General features: G+C 60.1%; 14 protein-coding genes. All 14 read left to right on the top strand.

Annotation, left to right across the window (positions count from 1 at the left end; translation table 11 throughout):
• Nucleotides 1–42: 42 nt before the first annotated feature.
• Nucleotides 43–366, top strand: a complete 324-nt coding sequence (locus ACEQFP_RS14085) for a DUF2190 family protein (protein ID WP_370547477.1) — start codon at nucleotides 43–45, stop codon at nucleotides 364–366.
• Entirely contained in the window at nucleotides 359–640 is a 282-nt protein-coding gene (locus tag ACEQFP_RS14090; RefSeq protein WP_109728187.1) for a hypothetical protein, read from the top strand. Before ACEQFP_RS14085 ends, ACEQFP_RS14090 begins: the two co-directional genes overlap by 8 nt.
• Nucleotides 637–1,182, top strand: coding sequence for a phage tail protein (locus ACEQFP_RS14095; protein ID WP_047059840.1), 546 nt, complete (start codon nucleotides 637–639; stop codon nucleotides 1,180–1,182). Before ACEQFP_RS14090 ends, ACEQFP_RS14095 begins: the two co-directional genes overlap by 4 nt.
• The gene (gene gpU / locus ACEQFP_RS14100; protein WP_370547478.1) at nucleotides 1,179–1,610 is read left to right on the top strand and encodes a phage tail terminator protein; all 432 of its coding nucleotides are present in this window, start codon (nucleotides 1,179–1,181) and stop codon (nucleotides 1,608–1,610) included. Before ACEQFP_RS14095 ends, gpU begins: the two co-directional genes overlap by 4 nt.
• Nucleotides 1,607–2,089 carry a phage tail tube protein gene (locus ACEQFP_RS14105; RefSeq protein ID WP_052761412.1) on the top strand — a complete coding sequence of 161 codons (483 nt, stop codon included), beginning with the start codon at nucleotides 1,607–1,609 and terminating at the stop codon, nucleotides 2,087–2,089. Before gpU ends, ACEQFP_RS14105 begins: the two co-directional genes overlap by 4 nt.
• Before the next feature lie 8 nt (nucleotides 2,090–2,097).
• Entirely contained in the window at nucleotides 2,098–2,487 is a 390-nt protein-coding gene (locus ACEQFP_RS14110; RefSeq protein WP_370547479.1) for a phage minor tail protein domain-containing protein, read from the top strand.
• 8 nt (nucleotides 2,488–2,495) lie between these two features.
• Entirely contained in the window at nucleotides 2,496–2,819 is a 324-nt protein-coding gene (locus ACEQFP_RS14115) for a phage tail assembly protein T (protein WP_370547480.1), read from the top strand.
• A complete protein-coding gene (locus ACEQFP_RS14120) occupies nucleotides 2,797–5,613 on the top strand; it encodes a phage tail tape measure protein (protein ID WP_370547481.1) in 2,817 nt (938 codons plus the stop codon). The genes ACEQFP_RS14115 and ACEQFP_RS14120 overlap by 23 nt, the downstream gene beginning before the upstream one ends.
• Nucleotides 5,613–5,942 carry a phage tail protein gene (locus ACEQFP_RS14125; protein ID WP_370547482.1) on the top strand — a complete coding sequence of 110 codons (330 nt, stop codon included), beginning with the start codon at nucleotides 5,613–5,615 and terminating at the stop codon, nucleotides 5,940–5,942. Before ACEQFP_RS14120 ends, ACEQFP_RS14125 begins: the two co-directional genes overlap by 1 nt.
• Nucleotides 5,939–6,631, top strand: a complete 693-nt coding sequence (locus tag ACEQFP_RS14130; protein WP_370547483.1) for a phage minor tail protein L — start codon at nucleotides 5,939–5,941, stop codon at nucleotides 6,629–6,631. Before ACEQFP_RS14125 ends, ACEQFP_RS14130 begins: the two co-directional genes overlap by 4 nt.
• Before the next feature lie 2 nt (nucleotides 6,632–6,633).
• Nucleotides 6,634–7,374, top strand: a complete 741-nt coding sequence (locus ACEQFP_RS14135; protein ID WP_370547551.1) for a C40 family peptidase — start codon at nucleotides 6,634–6,636, stop codon at nucleotides 7,372–7,374.
• Nucleotides 7,275–7,913 carry a tail assembly protein gene (locus ACEQFP_RS14140; RefSeq protein WP_047059845.1) on the top strand — a complete coding sequence of 213 codons (639 nt, stop codon included), beginning with the start codon at nucleotides 7,275–7,277 and terminating at the stop codon, nucleotides 7,911–7,913. Before ACEQFP_RS14135 ends, ACEQFP_RS14140 begins: the two co-directional genes overlap by 100 nt.
• A gap of 17 nt (nucleotides 7,914–7,930) precedes the next feature.
• Nucleotides 7,931–11,272: a phage tail protein gene (locus ACEQFP_RS14145; RefSeq protein ID WP_370547484.1), complete on the top strand. Its 3,342-nt coding sequence runs from the start codon at nucleotides 7,931–7,933 to the stop codon at nucleotides 11,270–11,272.
• Nucleotides 11,273–11,299: 27 nt separating this feature from the next.
• Nucleotides 11,300–13,175: prophage tail fiber N-terminal domain-containing protein (locus ACEQFP_RS14150; protein ID WP_396464351.1), on the top strand; the 1,876-nt coding region annotated here is incomplete at its 3' end.

A 13,175-nucleotide genomic window follows, 5' to 3' on the forward strand; every position in this document is an offset into this window, starting at 1 on the left:
GGGATTTTGAGATATCCGGCCGCAGGCCGGTAGGAGAACAGTATGGCGAACAACTATCTGCAACGGGGCGGTACGATCGACATCGACGCTGGGGAGGCGGCCATTACCAGCGGCGCGCTGGTAGCGCTGGGGGATATGGTGGTCATCGCACTCGGCCACATCGAGCCTCATCATGCCGGTGTCGGGCTGACCGAAGGCGTCTTCCTGGTGCCAAAACTGGAGTCCGATGTGATCGAGTCGGGGAAAAAACTTCATCTGAAGAATGGCATGGTGCAATTGTCCGCCTCGGGCGCCGTGTATGCCGGTAAAGCCTGGGCGAGCGCCGGAGCGGGTACGACGCTGGTGGCGGTGAAGATCAATGCCTAGCCCTTTTACCCAGTTTGCGGCCTCGCTGGATGCGTTGACGCAGGCCCGAATGGGGGAGCGGGTGCAGATCAACGGGCTGCCGTATTGTGCGGTACCCGCCACTAGTCCGGCGCTGTTTGGCTCTGTCGAGGCGGAGCTGACGACACTGATGATTTTCAGCGCCGCCTATCGCCCCCAACGCGATGATGAGGTGGTTTGGCAAGGCGCCGAGTATCGGGTGGCCCGCTACCATCGTCAGAATGGCAAATACGTCATCCAACTGGAGCCGCAATGAAAGGTGAAGACAAACTGCGAGCCATCTTGACGGATCTGGGGGGCAAGGAGTTAGCGCGCGCCAGCGCCCAAGTGGTCAATCGGCTCGCCGCCAAGGCGATCACCCGTAGTTTACGACGGGTGGCGCGTGAAAAACGCCTACCGGTACGGCGCCTGAAACGTCGAGTCAGGTTGACTCAGGCTAAGGCCAACACGGAGTGGCCACAGGCGCGTATCCGCGTATACCGCGGCGATTTTCCTGCGATCAATCTGGGGACGGCACGCATCTTGGGGATCCCTGGGCGGCGGGACAGCGTGCTGCACGTCGGTCATCACTCCCTACCGGGCGCCTTCATCCAGTACCTAAAAACGGGGCGTTGGCAGGTTCTACGCCGCGATGGCCGGGCGCGTATGCCCATCCACGTGGTGAAGATCCCGGTGAAGGATGCGCTCACGACCGCCTTTCGCGAGGAGACCCAAAGACTATGGCAAGACAACCTACCTCAAGCGTTACAGCAGGCGATGGCGCGCCAACTTCAGTTACTGCTCCGCCGTCAGCGTTGACCCCGCAGGGCGCCATCCGTCATCGCATTCGCCAACGGGTGCTCAATCGACTGAAAACGGCGCTGCAAGGCGAGTCTCAGGTCCACTTTTTCGATGGCAGCCCCAGCTTTATCGATGGCGAGGCCGAACTCCCTGCCGTGGCCGTCTACCTCAGTGATCTACAACCGGAGGCGGTCTACTTTGACAGCGTTAGCTGGTCAGGCGTGTTACACGTGCAGATTTTCCTGCGGGCGCGTGAGCCGGACGCTGCTTTAGACCGCTGGGCGGAGTGTTACGCGGCGCCACTGCTGGCCGATCCGGCGCTACTGACTCCATTCGACGGAGATCTGGCGCCATTGGCATGCGACTACCAGCGCGATGAGGAGTTGGGTATCTGGGGCGCGATCGATCTGCAATATCAAATCCGTTACACACAGGAGCAGCTATGACAGCGACAACGACCCCGCAGAAGGGCAGTGGTACCACCTTATGGATCTACACCGGCCAAGATATGGCACGCCTCAATGTCATCAACGACGACGACTGGCAGCGATTGGGCAAGGTCAAAGATATCCAACCGGGTGAACTGCAAGCCGAAACGGACGAAGATAACTATATCGATGACGATGATGCCGACTGGAAGCGTAATGCCCAGGGGATTAAATCCGTCAGCGACTCTACCTTCACCCTAGCCTGGTTACCGGGCGATCCCGGCCAGCAGGCAGTGCTGGCGGCCTTCGACGATGGCCGCGTGATGGCTTACCGTCTGAAATACCCGAACGGAGTGATCGACATCTTCTATGGCTTCGTCTCTGCGCTCGGCAAGAGCGTAAGCCAGAACGAAACTATCACCCGTACCATTCGTTTCACCCACAGCGGCAAACCGACGTTGGCCGAGGTCGGTTCACTTCCTGAAAACGCAACATGAATGGAGGGATGATGCAACTGAAGCATGACACATTTTGCTATGGCGACGAGCAGGTCGTACTGCGAGAGCTAACGGCTTTACAGCATGTGGAATACCTGCGTTATGCGGCGGCACACCCGCCGCCTGATGCGGATGCGGGCCTTAGCGGTATGGCCTATCTGGCGGAGATGAACAACCTCAACTGTCAGATCAACGCGTTGTTAGTGGCGATGTCGTTGGCGAGTAACGCCCCCACGCAGACGGCAGAGGAGCGGGCCGAAAGCCAGCAGCAACTGATGGCGACTTGGCCCGCCCAATTGTTGGCGGAGGCGGCTCAACGGGTATTGGCGTTGAGTCAACTGTTGGACGAGGGGTCGCCAGAAGAAGCGTCTGAGCGATCCGATGCCGCAAAGCCCTAGCGGCGGAGATGGCGTTCATCCTGCGTCTGGCGCGTGAGTTTCACCGGCCTGACTGGTGCGCCATGTTGGCCGGCATGAGTTGCAGTGAGCTGCGCGACTGGGCGTCGTTCTACCGCGAACATCTCTTCGCCGATACCCAGCTCGATCTGGAGTTCGCCGCCCTGCAATGCACGCTGGTTCGGCTGGTGGATGCCAAGGCCCGGCCCGCACTCACCGACTTTACGCTATTGATGCACGCCACCGTACCGCCGGAGAAAGACGACGCCCAGCTGATGCAGTTGGCGAGTGGCCTTATGGGGAGGGAACGGTATGTCCCAGATCAGCCAACTTGAAGTCCGACTGGATGCGGACACCGCGCAGTTCCAGGAGGGGTTAGCCCGAGCCCGTGCCGAATTGGGACTCATCGGGCAGGCCAGTCGGGAGGCGGCGCAGCAGACCCAGTCGGCATTCGACTCATTATCTCGGGCCGAGCAGATAGCCCTCAACCGTCTGAAGTCAGCCATCGATCCCACGACCCGGGCACTGACACAGCTAGAACGTCAGCAACGCCAGCTTCAAGCACAATTTGCGGCTGGGAACCTGACCCAAGCCGAATATGCCCGTTATATGCAGGTGCTCGACCGTAACCTGCAAGGGGTGATCAGTCGTGAGCGTCTATTGAAAACCGCCTCGACGGGGTGTACCGAGGCGCTACAACGTCAGCAAAAAATGGTGCAGCGCCTCAATATCAGCCACGGCCAATATCAAATGGCGCTCCGCCTGCTACCGATGCAGATGACCGACGTGGTGACCCAGCTTGCCAGCGGCCAGAACCCGTTACTGATCCTGATCCAGCAGGGTGGCCAGGTTCGGGATTCGTTCGGTGGGATCCGTAATACCTTTATTGCCTTGAGTCAGGTGATCTCCCCGCTGAGTCTGTTGCTGGTCGGTCTGGCGGGGGCAGGTGGTGCGTGGGCCTATGCCCTGTATCAGGCTGATCAGGAGCAGCGCCAGTTTCAGCGAGGGCTAATCTTGACTGGCCACTATGCCGGTCTGACGACGTCGCAGCTACAACGTCTAGCTCAGAGCCTGGCAGGTGACGGTGTCACGCGTCACGGCATGGCCGATTCCCTGGCGCAGGTGGTGAGCAGTGGTGCCTTTTCCGATGCACAGGTTGCGCGTGTCGCTCGCGCCGCCGCCCAGATGGCGCAGGCCGTCGGGCAATCGGTCGAGGAGACCATCAGCCAGTTTACGCGGCTGCAGCAGGAGCCGCTGAGCGCGGTGCAAGCGCTGGATGAGGCCTTACACTTCCTGAGCGCTGCCACCCTACAGCAGATCGCCACGCTGGAAGATCAAGGGCGTCGCAGTGACGCCGCGCGTCTCGCCATCGATGCCTATGCCTCCGCGCTAAATGAGCGAGCGCATGCAATCCGGGACGACTTAGGCTACCTGGAGGCGGCTTGGCATGCCGTTTCGGACACGGCTGCCGCCGCCTGGGAGTCGATGCTAAACCTGGGGCGTGAGCAGACATTAGAGGCGCGGATTGCGGCGTTAGCGCAGCAGATCCAGGCCGGAGGGCGCCAATTCGGCGCGGTGTTCGTTCCGGCCAATCAGCAAGATCATGCCCAGTTGGCTCGCCTACGGGAAGAGAAGTACCAGCGCGATGTCGCTGCCGCCCGGGATAAGGCTGAGCGGCAGGAGCAGGAGCGGCAGAAGCGCCAGTTAGCCGCCAACCGCCATTGGCAGGCGCTCTACGAAAGTGAGGAGCAACAACATCAGCACCGCCTCGAGGCGATCCGTAACAGCGCCGCCAGCGAAGCAGTTAAGCAGGCGGCATTGGCGGAGGAGCGTCGTCGCTACCAAAGCCGCCAGGATCGTCGCCATGCGCCCCGGGAGGACGAGGGGCAACGTCTGTTAGCTCAGTACCGTCAGCGCCAAGCCCAACTCGATGCCGAGCTGGCGACGGCACGTCAGGCTAATGGCAGTCAGTTGCTCGATGCCGAACGGCAGCGGCTGCAACTGCAGCAACGCCTCAGCGATATGCAGGGGCGTCAACTGAGCGATAACGACAAGAGCCTGCTGGCCAATCGACAACAGCTGGAGCTTCTCTTGGCGCAAAACATGGCGCGGGAGACGGCCTTGGCGCGCCAACAGGCGTTAAATGCCCTGCAACAGAAGGGAGAGCAGCTAGCCCAACAAGCCAGCCAAGAGATGGAGAGAGCGCGTTACCAACAAGAGAGCCTGCTGGCCGGCACACAACTGGGTAATCAGGCGCGTCAGCGTTTACAGCAGGCCTTGGCCCTACGCCAATACTATCAAACACGCCTGGATCAACTGGAGCGGGATAGCCGCGCCAAGGGGACCCAGGAGAGCGACGCCTATCGCCAGGTTACCGCGGCGTTACGGGATAACTTGGCGCAACGTCTGGCGTTGTTAGAGCGCTACCACGCTCAGGTCGATGCACAGGAGAGCAACTGGCAGTTGGGCGCGATCCGGGCGCTGAATAATGTGGCGGAGCAGGGGGAACAGGTGGCGACGCTGACCGAGGGGGTCTTTACCCGGGCCTTCGATGGCATGGGCGACGCGCTGGCGCACTTCGCCCTGACGGGCAAGCTGGAGTTTCGCAGCTTCGCCGCCTCGGTGCTGACCGATTTAGCCAAGATGGAGCTCCGCATCGCCACCTCCAAAGCCTTGGGCTTGTTGTTGAATTTTGGTCGCAGCCTGTTAGGTGGCAGCAATGAGGGATATGGCGGTAATGCTTTTGACAACGGCATGTACAACCATCTTCGTTTCAATGCCCTCGGCGGCGTCTACCGTACGCCCAGTCTTCATCGCTACAGTGGCACGGTAGTCAGTCATCCCACCGTCTTCGCTTTTGCGCAGGGCGCGGGGATCATGGGGGAAGCGGGGGCGGAGGCGATCTTACCGCTGCGCCGAGCCGCGGACGGTAAGCTGGGTGTCGTCGCCAGCGGTGTAGTTCGGGAGAGCAACTTCTCCCCGGTCTACAACATCACGATCAACAACGATGGTCAGCGGGGAGAGATTGGCCCACAGGCCTTGGCCGCCATCTACGAGGTGAGCCGGCGCAGCGTGGCGGACTACTTGGCGACGCAACGGCGTGACGGCGGCTTACTGGGAGAACCCTGATGGAAACCTTTCGCTGGCCAATCCGCCCCGATCTGGTGATCGTGTCGCAGCCGCGGGTCAGCCGAGTCCGTTTCGGCGATGGTTACGAGCAGCGTCGTCCTGACGGTTTGAACGCCGATCTTAAGATCTACAGCGTGACCTTAGTGGCATCCCTCGCAGAGGGGGCGCAGTTGGAGGCGTTCTTCGCCCGTCATGGTGGCGTCAACGCGTTTCGTTGGACACCGCCGTACGGTTACCGTCCGATCAACGTGCTCTGCCGCCAATGGCGGTCGGTTCGTCACGCGCGCAAGCTAACCTTTACCGCTGACTTTGAACAGGTGGTCGCATGATACCGTCATCGATGCAACAGGAGGCGAGTCGCCTGAGCCAATCCGCTCGCCTGGATGTGTGGGAGGTCGATCTGACCGCCATCGGCGGCGAGCGTCATTTTTTCACCAACCAGCACAATGAAAAGGGGCAAGACATCGTCTGGCAGGGACGGACGTATATCGCCTATCCCGTCACCGGTAGCGGCTTTACCTTCAATGGTCGCGGGCCGGCTAACCGTCCCGAACTGCACCTCTCCAATCTCTTTGGTCTGCTTACTGCTATGGTCGAGGATTACGACGGGCTGGTGGGTGGCCGCGTGATACGCCGTACCCTCTATGCCCGCTTTTTGGATGCGGTGAACTTCTATCAGGGCAATCCCGAGGCTGATCCGGAGCAGGAACAGGTACAACACTACCGGATCGAGCAGGTGGTAAATGTCACGCGAGATAGCGTGCGAGTGGTGTTATCCGCACCGACGGAAAGTGACGGCGCCCTTTGCCCTGGGCGCATCATGCTGGCCGACGTTTGCGCGTGGATCTACCGCAGCGAAGAGTGCGGCTACCAGGGGCCCCCCGTGGCGGATGCCCTCGACCGACCTACTCAAGATCCCGCCGCCGACCAATGCAGTAAGACACGCCGTGCCTGTGAGTTACGGCACAACATCGACAGTTATGGCGGCTTTCTCTCCATCAATAAACTGACCCAATAGGTATCGCCATGCTTGATGACGACATTCTGGCGCATGCGGCACGCATGGCGCCGGCGGAGTCCTGCGGCTTTGTGATACGAACGCCAATGGGCGAACGCTACCTACCATGCAAAAACCGCTCACTGGAGCCGAGGCGCTATTTTCGCATGACCCCACAGGATTACCTCCAAGCCAGTGCACGCGGTGAGCTGGTCGCCCTGGTTCATAGCCACCCACATGGCGATCCTTATCTCAGCGCCGCCGATCGGCGGCTTCAGATCGCCAGTGCCTTACCTTGGTGGCTGGTCTGCGAGGGGCGTATCGCCCGTTATCGGCCTGTTCCATTACTACTGGGACGCCCCTTCGTGCATGGCCATGCCGACTGTTATGCCTTGCTGCGCGACGCCTATCACCTTGCAGGGATCGCGTTGCCGGCCATGCACTACGACGCTGACTGGTACCAACAGGGCGCCGATCTTTACCTGCAAGAGCTGCCCCGTAACGGGTTTTCCCGTATCCCTCTGGCGGCAGCTCAGGCGGGCGATGTGTTGCTGTGCTGCTTTGGCTGTTCGGTAGCGAACCATGCCGCCATTTACTGTGACGACGGGCAGTTACTGCACCATCTCCCCAACCAACTCAGCAAACGGGAAGGATATAGCGAACGATGGCAACGACAGACTCACTCCCTCTGGCGCCACCACGCCTGGCACGCATCTGCCTTTACGGCGATCTGCAACGATTTGGCCGCCGCCACGCTCTGTTAGCCGCCACGGCAGCGGAGGCGGTTTATGCCTTGGCTAGCCAATTACCGGCGCTACGCCGCCAACTGTTACAGGGATGGTATCAAGTCCGTCTCGCTGGCGAAGACATGACGACGGAGACCTTGGCGCAGCGCCTACACGAGCCGCTGCCCGATCAGGCAGTGATCCACATCGTCCCACGCCCAGCCGGCGCCAAAAGCGGCTTTATTCAAACTATCCTGGGCGCGGCGTTTGTCGCCTTTGCCGCCTGGAACCCGCTGGGGTGGTCTAGCGCAGTGATCGGCGGCCTTGTCGCCAGCGGCGGCGGACTAGCGCTGAGCGGCGTTGCCATGATGCTGACGCCGATGCCCAAGACACCAAGCCTGCAGCGTGCGGATAACGGCAAACCCAACACCTACTTCTCCAGCCTGGATAACCTGGTCGCCCAAGGGAACCCGGTGCCGGTGGTCTATGGCGAGATCATGGTGGGGTCACGAGTCATCTCACAGGAGGTGAGCGTGTGGGATGAGCAAGGCGACGTCATCGTCGTCGGCATGCGCTAACGACAGAGGAATGACATATGGGTAAGGGCAGGGCTAAACAACATACCCCCTATGAGGCACCGGATAGCCTGAAATCGACGCAGAGGCTCAGCATCATCGATGCGATTAGTGAGGGGCCGATAGAGGGCCCCGTCGCGGGATTAGCCAGCGTCTACCTCAACGATACGCCTGCCATCGATGATGAGGGTAACAGCAACATCAATGGCCTGACGGTGATCTACAACGCTGGCACTCAAGAGCAGGCCGCATTAGAGGGATTCGAGGCGTCGGGTGCGGAGACGATCATTGGCGCTGAGGTAAAGGCCACCACTCCGATCACGCGCACCATCACGTCAGCCAACATAGACCGCTTACGCCTGACGCTCGGTGTGGTCGCGTTACAGTCGGTCAGCGACGAAGGCGATCGCGACATTAGCAGCGTCACCCTACGGATCCAGCTGCAACGCGACGGCCATTGGCAGGACACCAGTGAGCTGACCCTTCGCGGCAAGACGACCAACCAGTTTCTGACCTCCGTGGTGCTAGACGATCTACCGCCGCGCCCCTTTGGTGTTCGGGTGGTGCGCGTCACCCCGGATAGCGCCAGCGATCAGCTGCAAAACCGTACCCTATGGTCGAGTTATACCGAGATCATCGATATTCGCCAACGCTACCCCAACACGGCCGTCGTGGGTCTATTGGTCAACAGCGAGCAGTTCGGGAGCCAGCAGGTGCGCCGTACCTACTTGGTGCGCGGGCGCATCATTCAGGTTCCGGCCAACTACGATCCACACACCCGCCATTATGAGGGGCTCTGGCAGGGCGACTTCAAGGCGGCCTGGAGCAACAACCCCGCCTGGGTTCTGTATGATCTTCTGACCCATCCCCGCTATGGCCTGGGACGGCGTGTCGGCACTCTCAGCGTGGATAAATGGGCGCTGTATGCCATCGCCCGCTACTGCGATCAACTTGTACCCGATGGCTACGGCGGTAGCGAACCGCGTATGACGTGCAACGCCAGCCTGAGCGAACAGCGCAAGGCTTACGATGTGATCAACGACCTCTGCTCCATCATGCGGTGTATGCCGGTCTGGAACGGCCAGACGCTTACCTTCGTGCAGGATCGTCCGTCCGACGCGGTCTGGTCTTATAGCAACGCCAATGTGGTTGAGGGGCGCTTCAATTACACCTTCAGCGCATTGAAAGCCCGCCATAGCGCTGCCGAGATCCGCTTCGTCGATCCCGACAACGGTTGGCGTGTTTCGACCGAATATGTGGCGGATGAGGGGATGATTGCCCGCTATGGACTGAACGTCCTCAAATTGGACGCGTTCGGCTGCACTTGTCGAGGCCAGGCTTACCGCATGGGGCTTTGGGCGCTGACCAGTGAAAAACTGGAGACCCAGATGGTGACCTTTAGTCTGGGGATGGAGGGGATCCGCCATCTCCCCGGCGATATCATCGAAATTTGCGACAACGATTATGCCGGCATTGCGCTTGGGGGGCGCTTGTTGGAGGTCGGCGAGGGATGGGTTCGCCTCGACCGTCCGGTTAACGTGGAGACGTTCACGCAGTTGCTGGTGGCGGATCGACAGGGGCGTCAAGTCAGTGTGACCATTCATGGACAACCGGCTCCGGACCAGCTACATGTTTCCGCTCTGCCTCCCGGATGCGCTGCGTTCGATTGTTGGAGTCTCCGCCAGGCGTCGTTACGTCCACGTCTGTTCCGCTGCTTGGAGATCGTGGAGAACGGCGATGGCAGCTATGGCGTGACGGCATTGCAACATGTGCCGGAGAAGGAGTCGATAGTCGATAACGGGGCTCACTTCGATCCCAAGCCGCCCACTATCTACGGCGTCGTGCCGCCGGCGGTGCAACATCTGACGGTGGAGATTAGCGAAGCGGGTGGTCAATATCAGGCTTGGGTACGTTGGGATACCCCACGAATGGTTAACGGCATCCGTTTTCTCCTGCAATTGAAGATCCAGGATGGTGAGGTGCTGCGCTTAGTCGGCAACTACACTACAAGTGCCTGCGAATACCGCCTCTACGGGCTGACGTTGGGTCACTACCAGCTCAGTGTTCGTTCGGTCAGTGTCAGTGGCCTACGTGGCGACCCGACTGAGATCCGCTTTGTCATTGCGGCGCCAGAAGCACCGATCGAGGTGGTGATTACACCGGGTTATTTTCAGTTCACCGTAACGCCACGCCAGACCCTGTTTAATCCTGAGACACAATTCGAATTCTGGTTCAGCCCCCGGCGTCTGCACGATCTCGATCAGATCGTCACCCAGGCGAGTTATCTGGGGAGTGGGCGCTTTTGGGTGGTCTCCGGCGCGATGATCCACCCAGGACAGGATTACTACCTGTACGTTCGTAGTGTTAACGCCGTGGGCAAATCAGCCTTCGTCGAGGCCGTCGGCCAGGCCAGTAACGATGCCGCCGGTTATCTGGACTTCTTTGCAGGACAGATCGGCCGCACACATCTGGCCCAGGCGCTCAGGGAGCAGATCGAGCTAGGGGCTGAAAACAGCGGTCAAATCCAGGAAATTAACCAAAGCTGGCAGGACTTGCAGGGCAGACTCAACACCCTGTGGGGCGTACGGGTACAGCAGTTACAGGATGGCCGTCACTATATCGCCGGCTTGGGTGTCGGCATCGAGAGTGACGCTCAGGGAGAGGTACAGAGTCAAATCCTGTTGTTGGCAGATCGTTTGGCAATGCTCGACCCGGATAACGGCGCTACGACGCCGCTATTCGTCGTGCAAGGAGGCCAGATGTGGCTGAATGAGCTGCTGCTTAAGCGGCTGATCGCCGCCTCCATTATCTCATCGGGAGATCCCCCCACCTTCGTCCTCACCCCGGAGGGGGAGCTATTTGCGCGTCAGGCGGATATCAGTGGTCACATCAATGCCACCAGTGGCCGTCTTAGCCATGTCACCATCGATGAGAGCTGCGATGTGAAGGAGATCCGCGCCGAAACCATCAAGGGCGATATCGTCAAGGTCATCACGCTGAGGCTTGGCACGCCGTTGCAGATCAGTGCCGCCCCCTTTGATCGCCTACTGTTTGCCATGCCGGTCGCGGCCCATGGTACGACCTCGACCAATACCGTTAGTTCAGGGAGGGATGGGCGAGATAAAACCAGTACCAGCTATTCTGGGACGCGAATAGGCATCAACATCAATGGCCGAGAGGTGGTGGTTGCTGACCAACTTGGCTCAGGGGTCGATGTAGGGACGGCTATCGAATCCATCCCGGCCGCAACGAATATTACGCTGGAGTTGTGGGTTGAAGAGAGGAAAGGCAATTCTATGCGGCGTTATACCGATGACCAGACTATCTCAATGACGCTCAATTGCCTGTTGTACAAGGCCTAAATTGCGACAATGTACACGAGGGATACCATGACGGTGACGATTTCCGGCAATCTAAAGGATGGAACGGGACAACCGATCGTCCATGCTGAACTGACGCTACTAGCAACACACACTACCAAGGAGGTGCTGGCGCATACGTATGCCACAGTGATCACCTCCGCTCAGGGAGCTTACTCGATGGCGGTACTCCCGGGGCGCTATGACATCACCCTCTCAGTCGAAAACTATCCACCGCAAAAAGTCGGGACCATCAATGTGAGCGAGGACGCCAAGGATGGTTCGTTAAATGATTTTTTGGTGATGCTGACGGAGGAAGATCTTCGCCCGCAAGTGATTCGCCGCTTTGAGGAGATGGTCTCGCAGGTCAGCGCACAGCAACGCAGCATCCTCGACCAGCAGCGTAAAACGGCGCAGATTCATGGCCAAGTGGAGAGCACCGCCGAGCTGATCAAGCAACAGGCACAGCAGGTGGCCACCTTGGCGCGTACGGCTCAGACCAGCCAACAACAGGCTGAGCGTGCGCAAGGAACGGCTACGCGCGGCGCGCAAACGGCACAACGAAGTCAACGTGGCGCGGTCGCCGCCGAAAACGCTGCCGCGCACAGCGCTCAGTCGGCAGAGCGCAGTCAGCAGGCCGCCTCGGCCGCGAAAACGGCGGCAGAGCAGCTCCTCCAGCAGACACAGCGCAGTGCGCAGGACGCTAAAAAGAGCCAACGGGTGGCGGCCTCCTCTGCCGAGGACGCACGGCACAGCGCACAGGCCGCCGCACAGACGGCGGAGCAGGCGGCCAGCCAGACCGTAACGCAGTTAACCGAGGCGGTCAGGGATGAGCGGGAGCAGGTGGTAGATCTACACCGTCAGGTGGAAGAGGCCGCCGAACGGGGCGATCAACAGGCACAGCAGGCCACGGCGCAAGCCAATGCGGCGCACGCCAGCCAACAAGCGGCGGCCGAGAGTGCGCGGCAGGCAGAGGCCGCCGCATCACAGGCCGCGACTGAGGCGGCGAATAGGGCGGCAGAGCGCGCCGCCGCACAAGCCAGCGAGCAGGCAGCGGCTCAGTTAACGCAGATCTTCAGCGCTGAGCTGACGCAAACGCAACAGCATCAACAACAGGCGACCGCGGCCGCTGGAAATGCCGAGCAATATGCTCATCGGGCTGAAATATCGCTAGAGGGAGCACGCGAAGCGGCTGAAAATGCGCAGGGCTCAGCCTTGCTTGCTCAATCTGCCAAACAAGACACCGCCCAGTATGCCGCGGAGGTGCAGGAGAATACCCGCCAGACGGTGTTATCTGCCCAGCAGGCTAAGGAAGATACGGATACCGGCCTGCAGGTGGCGCAGGATATTGCCCGTCAGGTGGAGGAGGTCAATACCGCGGTGAGTCGCGTGGCTGAGAATGTCACGTATGTTGAACAGGCGGTAGCGCAAGCGGTAAACAAGGCACCGGTAGATAGCCCGGCTTTTACCGGGCATCCTACGGCGCCGACGCCGGATGCGTCGGCTGCCGGGCAAGAGATCGCGACCGCGGCCTTTGTGTTGGCGCAGATAGCGCAGTTGATTAACGCCTCTCCGACGGCGCTGGATACCTTACAGGAGTTGGCCGCAGCACTCGGTAACGATCCCAATTTTTCATCCACGGTGATGAAGATGATTGGCCAGAAGCTGGATAAGGCGCAGAACGGGGCTGATATTCCGGATAAGGCGCGTTTTCTGCAGAATATTGGCATCGACCAGGCGACGACCACGCGCAAAGGCATCGTGCAGTTGAACGACAGCGTCAACAGCACCAGTACCACCCAGGCGGCGACGGCCAATGCGGTGAGACGCACCTATGACAAGGCCGTCCAGGCCGCTAGTACCTACCTGGCCGGACAAGTTCGGCTTAACGACAGCATCAACAGCA

This window comes from Edwardsiella sp. A.80236 (assembly GCF_044540725.1).
Classification (GTDB): Bacteria; Pseudomonadota; Gammaproteobacteria; order Enterobacterales; family Enterobacteriaceae; genus Edwardsiella; species Edwardsiella tarda.